The organism is Pigmentibacter sp. JX0631 (assembly GCF_029873255.1).
GTDB lineage: Bacteria > Bdellovibrionota_B > Oligoflexia > Silvanigrellales > Silvanigrellaceae > Silvanigrella.
The window spans coordinates 1,607,710-1,623,678 of sequence record NZ_CP123622.1 but is presented as its reverse complement, the minus strand read 5'-3'; the positions used below and the strand labels follow the sequence as shown (position 1 = coordinate 1,623,678).

The following is a 15,969-nucleotide window of genomic DNA, read 5'->3' as shown; positions in this document are numbered from 1 at the left end:
TTGTAGAATAGGGGCTTATTTTGAGAAGGGTTATTTATTCACTGTGTTTTTTATTAATAACATTTTTTTCTCATGCTGAAGAAGTAAATTTTGTCTGTGTAAATAAAAAAAATCAGTATCAATATTTGCATATTTCAAATCAAACAGAAAGAAATTATGGAAACTGGAAGTACATTTCAAGAAAAATTACTGAGAACTATTTACTTTATACTAAAGTATTTAAAATAAAAAATAGTATAGATATAAAAAATTTAAAAGATGTTTGTAAAAATTTGTTTGGATCTGAATATATTTATCTCCAAGCATTTGATCCTGATGATTGGCATAATAATATTTACTTAATATCACATGAAAACGGTTCAATACTAGAAGGATTTGGAAAATTTAATCTTTATTGTAGGAGTTGCTTAGGAAACAGAAAAATTTCTTATTCATTAGTTGAGTTTTCTGAAGGATTAAGCGATGAAAATAAAATATTAAATGTGATACTAAAAAATTAGTTTACGCTGAATTTTTGTCTTTTTTTATAATAAAATTTGATCTTAGCTTCCATAACTCATTTGGTTTATTTAAGCGTCTTTTATTTTCTAGAACATCAATTTTTAAATTCTCAATTTCATTCTTTAATATTTCAATTTCATTTTTTAAATTCTCTAAATAAACATTACTAGTATTTTTTTTACTTTCGAAAACATTACTTTCTAAATATTTCATTAAATTTGTAGAAGCAGAAAAAGTCTCATTATCAATGTTTTTAATCAATTCATAGTGAATAAGTTTTTCAATTAAATTATTAAATTCTTCTTCTTTTTTTATAACTTTTTCATTCATTAATTCTGATATTAAAATTAATACTGAGTTATTACCAGAAAATTTATTTATTAGGAAGTTAGATATTTTATTTACGTTTCCAAATTTTCTTCTACGCAAAAATTGTTCTAAGTTTTTCAAGTTCTTACTTTTCATAAAAACTCCTAAAAATACTAATATTTTATCGGTTTTATTTTTTATATTCTATATAATATTTGTAATTTATTTTTTAAAATGTGAATATAAATAACATTTATTTATCAGTGTTTGGTCTTTATTTTATAAATTAATCACATTAATTATACTTAACTAGAAGAAATGTCTTATCTTTTAATATTGGGAGTAAAAACTGGGGTGACTGAGGGGACTCGAACCCCCGAATGATGGAATCACAATCCATTGTCTTAACCGCTTGACTACAGTCACCATATGAAGTGGAAAAGGAATACTTTACAAAAATATATGTGTCAAGCAAAGAGTAGCAAACTCTTCAGTTAGGTAGAACATTATGTTATTATAGAACAATTTTTCTCAAGTAAGCAACTAATGAGAGGAAAGTATGGAATGGAGCAGTTAAAAATAGAAAAAATGCGGAAATTTTATGATACTTTTCCTTACCCTAATCGGCCTATTTTTCAAAGTCCAGTTCTTTTAATGCAATTGATAGCTCACGGAGGTTTTGGGCAAGCAATTTTAGAAGAAAATATACCTCTTTCTAAAGAAATTAAGTGTATATATGAGAATTATAGCGAAGTTACTTGGTTTAAAAGAAATCAAATGCTGAAATATTACATGCGATTTTTAAAAACAAAATTCTCGGAAGAGAAAAGAATATTATTAGTTGGTTGCGGTACAGATGAGCCACTATTATTCAGAAAATTGCATCTTGAAAATGAGATTATTGGAATAGATCTTAGTAAAAAAGCTATTCGGAAAGCTAAGGCGAAGTTATCCTTTCATTCTTACATTCATAGAATATTTTCGCTCCAAAAGTTGAAAAAAGTAGAGCTATTAGTGGGCAATGCAGAAATGGTGTTAAAGGAAAAAGCCCTCGGTGATTTTGATTATATCCAGTGTTTTGGAGTATTGCATCATCAACCCGAACCTTATTACTTGCTTAAATCAATGGTTGATAGATTAAATAAAAATGCTTTACTTAGACTTATGGTATATAGCTATCATGGAAGAAAATTAGAAAGAAGAATACAAAAGCGCTATGCAGGGATATGGGATTTATTTTTGCAAAGACGTATATTTAAAGCAAAATTATTTACCCATTTTTTTAAATTAAGATTTTGGCAAACATTGAATTTTTTTGGACTTTTTTCTTCAACGTTCTATAGATTTCGTTACTTAGGATTTGGTTCTGCATGTGTTGCAGATGCTTTTTTACATCCAAGTGATCCTGGTATACCTTTGGGTGATATTTATGATATGGCTTCGTCACTCGGGCTGAAACTCATTTATTGTGAAGGAAAGCTTGAAAGTGAGGGGTATTTATTAGGATTTGATAATCCTGATGAAGTTTGGAAAAAAATTGTTGAAGCAGATGCGAAACAAGATTTATTATCTAATCCTATCTTGATTTTTTGTAAGGTGTAATTCATTGCAGCAAGATTCATCATATTGCCATTTATTTTTAAATTCTAATCCTTGGTTTTCAGCCGTTAGCGATTACAGTTTACAGCTTTGTTTATTTCTTCAGAAGAAGGAAAAAATTCTATATTGTGCTGAAGTTGGTAGTACACATATGGATAAAAAGTGTGCTGAATTAAACATACCATTTACTCATATTCCTATTCATAATCAAAGTGGATATAATTTTTTTATTAGTTTTTTCAGTATAATTTCAATTTTAATTAAAAATAGAAATACTTTGAAATTTATATGGGTTTTTGAAGGTCGTGAGCATACATTATGCTGTATATTAAAAATTATATTACCATTTATTTTTAGAAACATAAAAATAGTTCGTGTCAGAGGACAAGCTCAACGTGTAAGTAATAACATTTTTTCTAAATTTGTTTATAATAAATTAACAGATAAAATTATATTAGCTGCAAAATGTGTTAAAAATAGATTTGGTTTTGAGCTTAATAACAAAAAAACTATAATACAGCATTACTGTAAAGATACTTTATTTTCAAATGATGAAATTAAAAAATATTCCTTCAATGAAAATTTTCCAGTTATTTCAAAAAATAAATTAGTTTTTTTATTAATAGGAAGATTTGATGAAGTAAAAGGCCATAAAAATATTTTAAATTCATTTTTAAATGCAGACTTAAAAATTGACTCACAATTAATATTACTTGGATACAAAGCGAATTTAAACATAAATAAAATATACAGTCATTACTTAGAAAAATTCGGTCAAGGGAAATTTATAGAAAATTTATATTTCTTAGAGAACAGAGAATGCAATAAACAAGTTTTTATTGTTGAAAATAAAATAAATGATTTAAGTCACTTACTAGCTGTAACAAGTTTTGGTGTTATCCCTAGTTTAGAAAGTGAAGTAATTTGTCGAGTTGGTGTTGAGTTTTTACAAAGCTCTGTGCCAACGATTTATTCAAGCGCAGGAGCCTTAGGTGAAGTCTTTAGAGATTTTCCTGAGTTTAATTTTAAAGCAGGAAATGAAGTTGAATTGACTAAATTACTAGAAAAATCAGCTAGTATATTTTTAAATACAACAAACTATCTAAATTTAAAAAAGAAAACGTATGATGTTGGTTCAAATAAATATTCATTAAAAGAGTTTTCTACAATTTATGAATTCATAAATAGTCAATAATATGCCTTTTTCTTCTTCACAGAAATTAGTTTATTATCAAAACTAGTTCTGAGTTTGTAAAAGGAAAAAGATATTTATGCTTTTTAAATTTCTTACTTTATCATTGAGTATATATAACTTATCAGCACTACCCAAATCAAACATAAGTTTTTGCTATGAAGATCAAGACTCTTATCCTTGGGTATTAAAAAATGGAACTGGACTTAATATAGAGCATTTAAAACTTGTTGGAAAGAAATTACAAATTAATATACATTTTATGCCTATGCCTTGGAATAGATGTCTTGAAGAATTAAGAAAGGGGGATGTTGATGCTGCTTTTGCAGGAAGTTATAAAGCAGAGAGAATTGAGTTTGGATATTATCCTACTTTAAATGGTAAACTTGACGGTAAAGTTGATGAGTCCAAAAGATTACATACAAATCAATATTCTTTATATGTATTAAAGGGAGAAAATATAGTTAAGTGGGATGGAAAAAATATTTTAGGGTTAAGTACTGTAGGGTCATTAACAGGTTATTCAATAAATGAATTTTTTATAAAAAAAAATATTCGTGTTGATGATGGAACAAGACTGCCAATAAGCATTTTGGAAAAATTACTAAATAAAAGATTTAATGCTATAGCTTTGCAAGATAATAGAGCTGACTACATAATAAATTCTAATCCTAAATTTAAAAACAGTATTATAAAATTAACACCTCCACTTGAAAAAAAATCTTATTTTTTAATTATTTCAAAAAAATTTAAAGAAGAAGAACCAATATTATCAAACAAAATTTGGGATAATATACAAGATGTAAGAGAATCAAAAGAGTTTCAAAAATTGAGTAAAGAATTTTTGAAAAATTAATATCTTAATTTGTATTCTAAATTATTAATATTTCTATATTCTTTGCTTTTTCTAATCACTAAAATTGGTGCAATATAAAGAACATCTGTTTTAAGTATTTTTTCATGTCTTTTATTATTAGATTTATTTACTTTAAAATTACCATCGTAAAGTAAATCTACAATTCCAATTTTTTTAACGGGAATACTTTTCTCAACAATTATTGCTAGTTGATTTTTCATAAATGAAATAGATTCGGCTGAATGTGCCACACCACAAACCCAATCTCCTAAGTTTAAAAATGGTGATAAAGAATTATCACTTACTAAATGTTTTATCGCATTGTTGTAACGTTTTTCAAAAAAATTAATATCTTTGATGGCATTAATAGGATCTTTTTCTTTTGTATTTTCTTCTACTTTAAGAATATCTTCTAGTAATGGCCTTTCTCCGCTACCGGTAAGGAGCCAATCTAGGTTTAAATTCCTAACGCCTTCAGAAACTAGTGCATTAAATATAATTTGGATTTTATCTTTACGACTTGGCTTTGAATTTGCTTGTTCATAACGAGAGAAAATTTGGCGATCAATTTCATATTTTTTTTGGAAATACAATTTTGATCTTCCCGTTTGTGTTCTGCAAGCAAATAAGCGACCTCCAAAAGTTTCTAAAATTCTATCATCCATTATTTTGCCTCAGTTTGTAATATCCATCTAAACCGTACCCAAAAAAAATAGATTACTCATTTTTAACTATTCATCAATTCATTTTTTTAAATTTCATTATCTTAATTTGTAGTAATAAAAAAAATTATTTCTTCTTTTCAGTAAATTTTATATCTTATTTAATTGGGAATTTTTGGAATAAATTATCAAAAATATGAAAAATTTTAGAGAAGAAAAATTGTTATAAGAATTGAAGTAATAAAAAAAATAATTAAATAAAATCCTTTTATGACAATAAAAAATAGGGAGATATTTTTTAATGCTAATATTAAGTTTTGGAAGAAAAGAAATATTTATGAAGTTTAATTAATATTAAATATTTAATATTATTAAAAAAAAATAAAATTGATTTAAAGTTGATTTAAAAAAATCTCCATGTAAAATGTAATATACGGTTTTGGATGATTTTTTTATTATCCTGCTTATCTGGAGCAGGAATAAAATTTACAAAAAAAGCGTATATATTTGAAAAAATTGGTTTCTTTGTATATATCTTTTGTTTTGTATCTGATACAATTATAATGGGATAGATACAAGCTCCCTAAATTAATTGTGGATTGGTTAGTTGAATATTCTTAATTGTAAAATAAACATAGAGTCCTTATTTGTAAGTAATTTATAGATAATTCGGGATTTTTACTTTTCTTTATAGCAGTTAAATTTTGATAACGGACAACATTTTATAACTTAACTGCCTATGAATTTGGTAAGTTTTCAGAAAATAAAAAATTCAATTCTATGATTATAAAGTTAAATTTACTTTGTTTTTAAATTATTTATACAAAGTAATGAATTTTATGAGGAGTATATGTCTGTAAAAATTTCAAAATCTTCATTTTTTATATTTATTTTTCCGCTATTTTTAATAGTATTATCTTTAATAATACCTTTTTCTAAATTCATTCACTTAATAGTTTCTTTTGAAACTTTTGTTCATGCTTTTTATATTTACTATAAGGCAAAATTTTTTATATACAAAAGAAAATATCTTATTACGAACATAAATAATTCAGTCTTATTCCCTAGGTTAACTAAATATAATAAACATAAAATTTTATGTATTGATAGAATAAAAAAATTTATATTTTTTAATATTAAAATAAGAATTTTACTAGTAAAAACAAAAAATGAATATAAATATAGTTTTATAATTCTAAATTTTAAATAACTTACTTATGTTTATTTTGATTTTTAAATATTTTAATAAGAAAGGGTTTTAATTTGAAAATAGTTTATGAATTTATTACAAATATTCTTTCTAAAAAAAAATTAAAAATTTACTAGAAAATAAATCTATTAGTGCAAGGAATATTATTGCAATTTCAGTGATTGAAATATCACAACATTATAATGATAAATCAATTAATTTTTTATATGAATTTAATCATAATAATCTTCTTTACGTTGATGTTAAAAAAATGCTAAAAGTTTTTAATAAAATATTATTTTATTTAATAGATAATTCTTCTAATGAATGCTGTATATGGTTTCATACAAAAGAAATTCTTTATAAAGGTAAAGTTTATATTAAATTTATGGTTGGTACAAATGGATTTTATGTGAATAAATGTAATTTAAATTTGCTTTTAATAGAAAATAAAAAAGAAAATTTAATAGATTTTGAAAAAAATATTCCTAACCTTAGTTTAGTTAAAAAAATAATTGAGGCTCATGGGGGAAAGATAGATTGTAAATCAATCTCTAATATTAAATATCCTGATGGTATGATTGAGTTTTATATAACATTACCTTCTTCTCATGAATATTTTAAGACTGAACTGTCTTTACTTCCAAAGGATAGTGATCAAGCTTTTAAATACAGTCATTTTTTTTTCAAATATCAAAATGTAATTCTTTGTTCTGTTTCGTGTGAAAAAAAATGCAAGTTATTTTCATTTACTGGTTTTATATTGATATATTTTTCATTTTTTATCTGATAATTACTTGTTTTAATAATAATATTTTGATTGCTTTTTTCATCTAAAGCATAAATTAAAGTTTCATGTCCTATGCATTCTGTCATTTTGATTGCAACTTTTTTTGACATTGGTTCATCTTCTTTAACAATTTTAAGATTTTCTGGTCTGATTCCAACAATACAATTGTCAATAGGTAAGTCACTATTTTTTAAAAATATTTTCGCAAATTCAGATGAAATGAAATTCATGGGTGGGTTACCAATAAATCCGGCAACGAAAATTGATGATGGAGAATTGTATAGATCTAATGGAGTTCCTATTTGTTCAATTTTTCCTTTATTTAGTAATATAATTCTATCAGCTAAAGTCATTGCTTCAATTTGATCGTGAGTAACATATATACTTGTAGTTTTGACATTGGAGTGAATATTTTTTATTTCGAATCTCATTTGAGTTCTTAATTTAGCATCTAAATTACTAAGAGGTTCATCGAATAAAAAAACATTTGGTTCTCTAACTATCGCCCTACCCATAGCAACTCTTTGTCTTTGTCCCCCGCTTAATTGATTTGGTTTTCTATTCAACAAATCTTTTAATTGTAGTAATTCTGCTGCTTGTTGAACTTTTTTTTCAATAGTAGATTTTTGAACTTTGTGAAGCTTTAATCCATATGCAATATTATTATAGACAGTCATATGTGGATATAGGGCATAATTTTGAAATACCATAGCTATTTTTCTATCTTTAGGTTCCAATGTTGATACGTTTTCATCCCCTATTACTACAGATCCTTCTGATAAATTTTCTAGACCAGCAATTATTCTTAATAGTGTTGATTTTCCACATCCACTAGGGCCTAAAATAACAATAAATTCGCCATCAGTAATATCAACAGAGATATTATTTAATATTCTATTATTGTTAAAATACTTCGCAATATTAATCAATTTTACACTTGCCATATATAGCCTTTTCATTTATTTTTCAGAATCAATTAATCCTTTAACAAACCATTTTTGCATTAAAATAACAACTAATAGTGGCGGTGCCATTGAGATAATAGCTACAGCCATTACTTTATTCCATTGAGTTGTTCCGTCGTGTGTTATCATTTGAGTTAATGCTATAATTATCGTATTCATATTTTGTTTTGTTGTAATTAGTAAAGGCCATAGATATTGATTCCAACCATAGATAAATAGAATTACAAACAACGCTGCTATACTAGTCTTTGACAATGGTAACAAAATATCTAGAAAAAATCTGACCGGACCAGCTCCATCAATTTTAGCAGCTTCGCATAATTCATTTGGAATTGATAAAAAAAGTTGTCTAAATAAAAATGTTGCAGTTGCAGAAGCTATTAATGGTATAGATAGTCCTTGATAAGTATCTAAAAGGTTTAGATTAGAAGCCATTTGAAAAGTTGGAACTATTCTTACTTCAACAGGAAGCATAAGTGTTAAAAATATTAAAGAAAATGCTAATTTTTGAAATTTAAATTTAAAGTAAACAATAGCATATGCTGAAATTATTGATATAAATATTTTCCCAAAAGTAATTAAAAGAGTAACAATCAAGCTATTAAGTAATAATTTCCAAATTGTAATACCTTGAATAATTTCTGTACTAGTTATTAGAACGTCGATGTAATTATTTAATATATTATTTTTAGGTAGTAATCCCACATTTCCATGAATTATATTTTGTAATGTTTCTGTTGAAGTTACAAAGCAAAAATAAATAGGAAAAATTATAATCAAAGTACCTAATATTAAGATTAAATGGGAAAGTAAATTATTTATCTTAAGTTTATAATTCATTCAGTAGTGCACCTTTTTTTCGATGAATTTAAAATGAAATATAGTTATAAATGTAACAAAAAGCATAAGAATAACTGATTGTGCTGCTGAACTTCCTAAATTTAAATTTACTATTCCATCAACATATACTTTATAAACTAAATTAGTTGTTGAATATCCTGGCCCACCTTGAGTAGTTGTAAAAATTATTCCAAATGTATCAAAAAAAGTATAAATAATATTCATTATAAAGAGAAAAAAAGTAGTTGGAGATATTAAGGGAATAATTATATCAAAAAATCTTCTAATAGGATTCGCTCCATCAATAGCTGCAGCCTCCAGTAACGATTTAGGTATAGCTTGAAGACTTGCTAAATAGAAAATAAAATTGTAGCTAATTTGCTTCCAAGTTGCAGCAATAATTATCAATATTAAAGCATGACTATCATTTAGACTTGGATCCCAACCAAAACCATAATTATTTAAAAGATTAGCAAGAAAACCTACTGATGGGCTGAAAATAAAATACCATAAAACACCTGCAATTGCTGGTGCAACAGCATATGGGCAAATAATTAAAGTCTGATAAATAAATTTTCCTAATTTTATTCTATTTACTAAAGATGCCAGTATCAGAGAAAAAGATAGGCATATTATTGTGATGCTAAAGCTGAGAATAATTGTTGTAGTAATAGAATTGATATAATTACTATCTTTAAAAATATCTATATAGTTTTCAAACCAAATAAATTTATAGTTAATTCCAAATGCATCTTCTTTAATAAATGACTGCCATATAGCAATTAATGCAGGCCAAAAGAAAAATAAAAATGAAATAATAATTTGTGGTAATAGAAAAATGTATGGATATATTTTTGAGTTGAAAATTACTTTTTTTTCCATTTAGTCACCAGATTTTGAAATAATAGCATTCCCTTTTGTCACAGCATCATCAAGAGCTTGTTTGGCTGTTATTTTATTTGCCAACATTGATTCAAAATTTGCTTCAACAATATTTCTAATATTTGGAAGACCAATAACTCTTAGTCCTTTAGAATTATTTGTAGGTGTTTTGTTATTTAATTCTAATATAGCAACGTCATAACCAGGGTTTGTAAGATAAAATCCTTTTGATTTTGTTAAGTTATAGGAAGATAAGGTGACTGGAAGGTATCCGCTTTTTTGATGCCATGCAGCCATTACTTCAGGAGATGCTAAGTACTTTAAAAATTTAGCTACTCCTTTTTGTTTTTCTTTAGAAATTCCATTAAAAACCCATAGACTTGCTCCACCAATTATTGTGTTTTGCGGCGCTCCTATTGCTGACTGATAGTAAGGTAAAAACGAAACAGCAAAATCTATCTTTGATTCTTTAACTTCGCCATATGAACCGGTAGAATCTAATATAATACCACATTTTTGTGTAGTAAATGCCATTTCAGCTTCAGTTGTTCTCCCAAAATAAGTAAAATATCCTTCTTTATTAGCTTTTTGAATATTATCCCAATGTTTTACTTGTAAATCCCCATTAAATAGCAATTTAGGTTTAGTATTGTTCATACCATTATTGTCTGATGCATAAGCAATGTTGTGCCATGAACTAAAATTTTCTAGAAATATCCAAGATGGCCATGTTGTGGTGAAACCACACACAGCAGAATTAGTAGATTTAATTTTTTTGGCATAAATAAAAAGATCTTCCCATGTTTTTGGAGGTTTTGCAGGGTCTAAACCTGCTTTTTTGAAAATACTTTTGTTGTAATACATAACAGGGGAAGAGCTATTGAGCGGAAATGATAACATAACATCATTTAGGCTATAGTACCCTTTAATTACTGGGATAAAGTCATTATAATTTATTTGTAAATTATTTTCATTTAGAATTTTGCTGATTGGAATTGTTGCTTCTTTTGCTGCAAGCATAGTTGCAGTTCCAACTTCATAAATTTGAATCATTTCAGGCTGTTTTTTGGCTCTAAATGCTGCAATGCCAGCCATCATTGTTTCTTGATATGTTCCTTTACGAGTTGCTGTTACTTTAAAATCTTTTTCATTGTTATTAAAGTTTTTAATTAATTCATTAAGTTCATCAGCGGTAACACCAGAAAATCCATGCCATAATTGAAGTTCTGTTTTACTGTAAGCCGTTACACTAGTGATAGATATTAAAGAAATTGAAATTTTTAAATATCTTTTAAAATACATGTTATTCCTTCCATGGATAATCAGTAAAAACAGCAGAAACACCTAACTCAAATAAATAATTTGCTCTAGTTTGATCATTTACGGTATAGGTTAATATTGGATATCCTTCTCCTTGAATTTCCATTATTAATTCTTTTGTTACAATCTCATGATCTAAATGAATAGTTTGTGCTTTTACCTCTTTTGCTATTTTTTTCCAATCAGGAGGAAGCTTCTCAAATAAAGCTCCAATAATCAAATTTGGCTCTATTTTTTTTGCGGCTAATAAAGATTCCATGCTAAAACTTGAGACAATTGGTTTTGGTAGATTTTTCGGCCATTTGTTTTTAATTTCATTTGCAATTGCAATTGCTGTTCTAGTCTCTCTGCTTGGACAAGGTTTTATTTCTACATTGGCACCTAAATTGAGTTGACCTAGTACAGAAATTGTTTGATCAAAAGTAGGAATTTTCTCATTTTTGAATTCACTACTAAACCAACTTCCAGCATCAAGATTTTTAATTGCTTCCCATTTTTTTGAAATTAATTTTCCACTTCCATTCGTAGTTCTGTCTAAGTCATCATCGTGCATTATTATTAAAACACCATCTTCAGTTTCTTTGACATCGAATTCAACCCAATTCGCTCCAATTTCTTTTGCTTTGCGAAATGAAGTTATCGTGTTTTCTGGAGCAAATCCTTTTGCTCCTCGATGTCCAATCACTCTAGGAATTTTTGTAGTTGTTAGCATTTTTACTCCTTTAAATATCTTTGACATGAAAATATAATCTTGCCTATAGTAAAATGATTTTTAGAATTTACAAGATTATTGGCTTTAACTATTTTCTTTTGGAACGTTGAATTTCATGGTTATAGACGTTAAATAAAATGTTACTGTATTAAAGATTTATTCTAGAAAGAAATTTCATGAAAATATTTTATAGTTCGTTACAAAAGAAGCATGTTATTAGAAAAGAAGTTTATAATGGAAAAGCTCATTCATATAATGACAAAGTAAGTAGAATAGATTCTATATTAAAAGCTTTCAAGCAAGCAGGCCGCTATGAAATTATTGTGCCTGAAATTCTTCCTTTTGAAGCATTAACTTCCGTTCATGATGAAGATTACCTAACTTTTTTAGAGTCATCACAAAACCTAAAAAATGATGAAGTCATTTGTCCATATGTTTTTCCTTGTGATTACAGAATTCCTCGGCATGAACCTTTTATTCCAAAAAGAGCGGGATATTACTGTTTTGATGCTGGTACTTCATTAATGAATAATACTTGGAATGCTGCTGTCGCTTCAGCAAGTGCTGCTTATGGAGCAGCGATTTACACAAAAACAACTGGTGAGCCTAGTTATGCATTATGCCGTCCTCCAGGGCATCATGCTTCAAAGAATATGTTTGGAGGATATTGTTATCTTAATAATGCGGCAGTAATTGCAAAATATTTATTGCAATCGGGTTCTGTGATGATAGTGGATTTTGATTATCACCATGGGAATGGTACGCAAAGTATATTTTATGATTCTTCTGAAGTGTTTTATTTAAGCATTCATGCACATCCTTTAGTTGAATATCCATATTTTACGGGGTTTGAAACTGAAATAGGAATAGATGATGGTGTAAATTATAATCTAAATGTACCATTAATGCCTTTATCTTCGCCAAGTGAGTATTTTAAAGCTTTATTAAAAGGTTTGGAAAAAGCTTTTAAAGTTATTAATCCTGATTATTTAATTCTTTCAGCTGGCTTTGATATTGAAGCTGGTGATCCAATTGGGCATTTTAATATAAGTCCGAATGATTTTTTTAGATTAGGTAAAGAATTTCGATCGTTAAATAAGAAAACAATAATTTTACAAGAAGGTGGTTATTTAGTTAGTGAGTTAGGAAGAAATGTTGAAAGTTTTTTAGCCGGATTTTCAGAAAATTAAGTTAGCAGAAATTATATCTTAAAAGTTCTCATAACATTATTTCATTTTCCATTGATGGATAATACCAATTTTCATTTAAGATATCTGCCCACATACAATCTCCTAAATCATAATGCCACCATTCAACATCATAATTTGTAAATCCTACATGCTTTAAAGTATTAAATAAAATCCTTCTATTTATTCTAATCTCATTCCATCTTTTTTCAGAAATTTCTGGGTTTATTTGGTAACTTTGTTCAAAAAAGTTTGTGTATGACATTGGAGTAACTGCATCAAATTCCGTTCCCATGTCTAGTAACTGTCCATTACATAATATTGAAATATCTATAGCTCCTCCACTATTATGGGGTGGAATAGCATAGCGAGATATTTCACTGGGATTAACAATAAACTCTCTTGTTTTATTATATAAATCTTCATGCGTTAAATTGGGGTACAATTCTTTTTGCTGGTTATAGATAAATTCAAATAAAGCGAGTTGTGTTTTAATAGTTCTAAAAGCATCAAATATAGCAAAAGAAAAATTATTTGGTAAATATTCAAGTGCTTGATTGAGTTTCAAAACAACAGATTGTCTTGCGTACATTGTATTTAAAGTGCCTGCTAATTTTATTTCTTTATATGAATGTAAAGCTTTTATTCTAAAGTTATCCTCGATGTTAGTAACTTTTGAATGTTCTTGTAACCAATGAATATTTTCTTCTGTCGGTAAATTGTAATTTGATTCTATAGGTATTTCTTTAAATTGATCGATCATTTTTTCCTCAAAATGATTATAGTGAAAAAAGTAACTAATTTTATCAGATAAGAAATATCAAAAAAATATTAATTAGATGACTTTTATTATTAATAATTTAATACTTCAAAGATTTGAATATTTTTTGCATTTGTTATTTTATTAATAAAAAATAACAAATATAAAATACTTAAATTTTCAATAAAGTCAAATTTTAAAAAATTAAATTAAGTAAATATACATAGGTCGTAAAAGTTTTCTTTTTTTAATATGTTATGCATAATATTAATAAGAAGATTTATCTATATCAAAAATTTATATCCTTAATCCAATAATATTATGAAAAAGTAAAACTATTTTTCATTTAATAATCTACATAGTGTAAAAAAAATTATTTATTATTGATTATAAAATTCAGTAATTTATAATTACACAAAACATTCCAAAAAATATTAATAGGGTTATTAATATTTTAATTTCGTCGTTATAGGGAGAGATAAATGTCACTACGACTTGTGTCTTTTGGTCTATTTTCAGTAATTCTGTTACCAGCGCAAGTATTTGCAGGTGGTCCTACAATTACAAATAAATGTAAACTAGGAACTGTGAATACTCCAACTAATTCAGCAGGATTTTTAATGGATGAGGAATGTAAAAACGCTTATGTTTTGCCACCAAGTGTTGGAAAAGTTTCAGTCAGTGCAGTTCAGCAAAATCAGAATTTAGGTTTTTGTCCTGCGTTACGTTTAGATCAAGAAGCAATAAAGCAGAGTGCTAAAACAAAGTTAGTGATTATTCAGAAAATAAATAAGATGATAAAAGATTATGAACCAATTCAGATTCAAAGAGATAAACTTTACTCAACTTTAGTAGAAAAGAAAGCTGATTTTGATTCAGCAACACTTATATATAATAAAGCAGCTACTAAAGAAAAAGACTTTATTGATCAAGTAACAGAAACTAAGAAGACTTATGATCGTCTTGTTTTATTAGGTGCTAGTCCTGAAGATATCAAAGCTGCTAAAGATAAATATGAATCAACGCTTGCTTCTTATAAGATTTTTGTTGCAGGAGATTTAACCAGCGCTGAGAATAATTATAATTTTACTAAAAAAGAATATCAACGTTACAATGATGAATATGCTTACTATGATTCTAAATATGTAGAAAGCGTAAAACCATTATCTGACTTGCAAAAAATGGTAGATGATATTGAAGAAGCTGCTCTAAATAGTTACAAAAAATATGTTCCTTTAGAAGGCCTAACTGCTACTATGGTCTTTAATATAAACTCAGCGAGCCTAGTAAGCGATTTTAGCAACATGAATCGTAATTTAAATTTAAGTTGGCAACAACTTCCTATTAAAGATGCTTATTTTATTGCTTCACTGAAAAATGATTCAGGTGCTGCAGACGCAAGTGTTTCAACTGTAATTGATTCTTCTATACCTGGAATTAAGTCACAAACTATAAATAATATAGATGTTAATTCTCCACTTCCAACTCTTCATGATAAGGAAGTTGCTGCTCAATTTCCTTTTGGAAGTTTATCTGGAAAAGTTAGATTAAATTTAAATGGAGCTTGTGTTTACTATACAAATGTTAACGTACCAGCTCCTGGTGCAGACATTCAAAATATATCTGCAAATATAAGTTTGAATGTTAATTATACTTATCAAGCAAAACAAACTCGTTCATTTACGGCTAAATATAATTTTTATAATATGTTCACTAGAATTGAAAAGAAATCTACTTCTGGCGGGTGGTTTTCTACATCAAGCGTCCATTCAGTTGTTGAAGATAAAAATTCAAGCGATTGGTTTGATTTAAAGTTTGATGGAGATTATATTTACACTAAAGAAGAACAAGACGATATAAAACGTGAAGAACGTGCGCTTTTAATTGATAGAGCTTTAAGACAATTTGCTATGATGAATGCTGGCAGTACACCTCCAGGATTAGTATCTCCTCCAACATCTGGTGTAATGTATGCAGCTAATAGTTTAGGTAAATGTTATCATTACTACTGCCAAATTGGATCTTTTGTTTTAGGAACTGTTGGTTCAATATTTGGTAGTTCAAACGCAGTTGCGGCCTTTAAAGGCAAAACAAATATTTGGGTTGAAGATAAAGTAACTGAATTTCAAATCATAGATCGTTCTGGATCATTAACATTTAGTAAATAATTGTGGCTCTAAAAATTAGAGCCCTTTTTTATAAGAG

At 27.0% G+C, this 15,969-nt stretch carries 15 protein-coding genes and 1 tRNA gene; 7 read left to right on the top strand and 9 right to left on the bottom strand.

Going from position 1 to position 15,969, the window contains the following annotated elements:
* Positions 1 to 20: 20 nt before the first annotated feature.
* A complete protein-coding gene (locus tag QEJ31_RS07080; protein WP_280593085.1) occupies positions 21 to 500 on the top strand; it encodes a hypothetical protein in 480 nt (159 codons plus the stop codon).
* A gap of 1 nt (position 501) precedes the next feature.
* On the opposite strand, the gene QEJ31_RS07075 is transcribed toward QEJ31_RS07080, so the two are convergent.
* Both QEJ31_RS07075 and QEJ31_RS07070 read right to left on the bottom strand, forming a co-directional pair.
* A complete protein-coding gene (locus QEJ31_RS07075) occupies positions 502 to 966 on the bottom strand; it encodes a hypothetical protein (protein ID WP_280593084.1) in 465 nt (154 codons plus the stop codon).
* Positions 967 to 1,160: 194 nt separating this feature from the next.
* Positions 1,161 to 1,236: transfer RNA gene (locus QEJ31_RS07070), tRNA-His, on the bottom strand.
* A gap of 138 nt (positions 1,237 to 1,374) precedes the next feature.
* Between QEJ31_RS07070 and QEJ31_RS07065 the strand changes: the two genes are divergently transcribed.
* The 3 genes from QEJ31_RS07065 to QEJ31_RS07055 all read left to right on the top strand — a co-directional run bounded on the left by QEJ31_RS07065 (position 1,375) and on the right by QEJ31_RS07055 (position 4,457).
* A complete protein-coding gene (locus tag QEJ31_RS07065) occupies positions 1,375 to 2,412 on the top strand; it encodes a class I SAM-dependent methyltransferase (RefSeq protein ID WP_280593083.1) in 1,038 nt (345 codons plus the stop codon).
* Between the two features lie 4 nt (positions 2,413 to 2,416).
* Positions 2,417 to 3,604 (top strand): glycosyltransferase, encoded by a 1,188-nt coding sequence (locus tag QEJ31_RS07060; protein ID WP_280593082.1) that lies wholly within the window; start codon positions 2,417 to 2,419, stop codon positions 3,602 to 3,604.
* Positions 3,605 to 3,680: 76 nt separating this feature from the next.
* The gene (locus tag QEJ31_RS07055) at positions 3,681 to 4,457 is read left to right on the top strand and encodes a transporter substrate-binding domain-containing protein (RefSeq protein WP_280593081.1); all 777 of its coding nucleotides are present in this window, start codon (positions 3,681 to 3,683) and stop codon (positions 4,455 to 4,457) included.
* On the opposite strand, the gene QEJ31_RS07050 is transcribed toward QEJ31_RS07055, so the two are convergent.
* On the bottom strand, positions 4,454 to 5,122 hold the full coding sequence (locus tag QEJ31_RS07050; protein ID WP_280593080.1) for a hypothetical protein: 669 nt from the start codon (positions 5,120 to 5,122) through the stop codon (positions 4,454 to 4,456). The genes QEJ31_RS07055 and QEJ31_RS07050 overlap by 4 nt on opposite strands.
* Before the next feature lie 1,364 nt (positions 5,123 to 6,486).
* Between QEJ31_RS07050 and QEJ31_RS07045 the strand changes: the two genes are divergently transcribed.
* A complete protein-coding gene (locus QEJ31_RS07045) occupies positions 6,487 to 7,098 on the top strand; it encodes a hypothetical protein (RefSeq protein WP_280593079.1) in 612 nt (203 codons plus the stop codon).
* Here QEJ31_RS07045 and ugpC read toward each other — a convergent pair.
* From ugpC to QEJ31_RS07020, 5 genes are read right to left on the bottom strand one after another with little or no spacing between them, the layout of a single operon-like run.
* Positions 7,002 to 8,057: a sn-glycerol-3-phosphate ABC transporter ATP-binding protein UgpC gene (gene ugpC / locus QEJ31_RS07040; protein WP_280593078.1), complete on the bottom strand. Its 1,056-nt coding sequence runs from the start codon at positions 8,055 to 8,057 to the stop codon at positions 7,002 to 7,004. The genes QEJ31_RS07045 and ugpC overlap by 97 nt on opposite strands.
* Positions 8,058 to 8,903, bottom strand: coding sequence for a sn-glycerol-3-phosphate ABC transporter permease UgpE (gene ugpE / locus QEJ31_RS07035; protein WP_280593077.1), 846 nt, complete (start codon positions 8,901 to 8,903; stop codon positions 8,058 to 8,060).
* Positions 8,904 to 9,785: a sn-glycerol-3-phosphate ABC transporter permease UgpA gene (gene ugpA, locus QEJ31_RS07030; RefSeq protein WP_280593076.1), complete on the bottom strand. Its 882-nt coding sequence runs from the start codon at positions 9,783 to 9,785 to the stop codon at positions 8,904 to 8,906.
* Positions 9,786 to 11,087: a sn-glycerol-3-phosphate ABC transporter substrate-binding protein UgpB gene (ugpB, locus tag QEJ31_RS07025; RefSeq protein ID WP_280593075.1), complete on the bottom strand. Its 1,302-nt coding sequence runs from the start codon at positions 11,085 to 11,087 to the stop codon at positions 9,786 to 9,788.
* A 1-nt stretch (position 11,088) separates the two neighbouring features.
* Positions 11,089 to 11,817, bottom strand: coding sequence for a glycerophosphoryl diester phosphodiesterase (locus QEJ31_RS07020; RefSeq protein ID WP_280593074.1), 729 nt, complete (start codon positions 11,815 to 11,817; stop codon positions 11,089 to 11,091).
* Positions 11,818 to 11,993: 176 nt separating this feature from the next.
* Here QEJ31_RS07020 and QEJ31_RS07015 point away from each other — a divergent pair, with 176 nt between their 5' ends.
* Positions 11,994 to 13,007, top strand: a complete 1,014-nt coding sequence (locus tag QEJ31_RS07015) for a histone deacetylase family protein (RefSeq protein ID WP_280593073.1) — start codon at positions 11,994 to 11,996, stop codon at positions 13,005 to 13,007.
* A 28-nt stretch (positions 13,008 to 13,035) separates the two neighbouring features.
* Here QEJ31_RS07015 and QEJ31_RS07010 read toward each other — a convergent pair whose 3' ends face one another.
* Complete coding sequence (locus QEJ31_RS07010; RefSeq protein WP_280593072.1) at positions 13,036 to 13,767, bottom strand: M15 family metallopeptidase; 732 nt, start codon at positions 13,765 to 13,767, stop codon at positions 13,036 to 13,038.
* A 479-nt stretch (positions 13,768 to 14,246) separates the two neighbouring features.
* Here QEJ31_RS07010 and QEJ31_RS07005 point away from each other — a divergent pair, with 479 nt between their 5' ends.
* Complete coding sequence (locus QEJ31_RS07005; protein ID WP_280593071.1) at positions 14,247 to 15,932, top strand: hypothetical protein; 1,686 nt, start codon at positions 14,247 to 14,249, stop codon at positions 15,930 to 15,932.
* Positions 15,933 to 15,969: the final 37 nt, after the last annotated feature.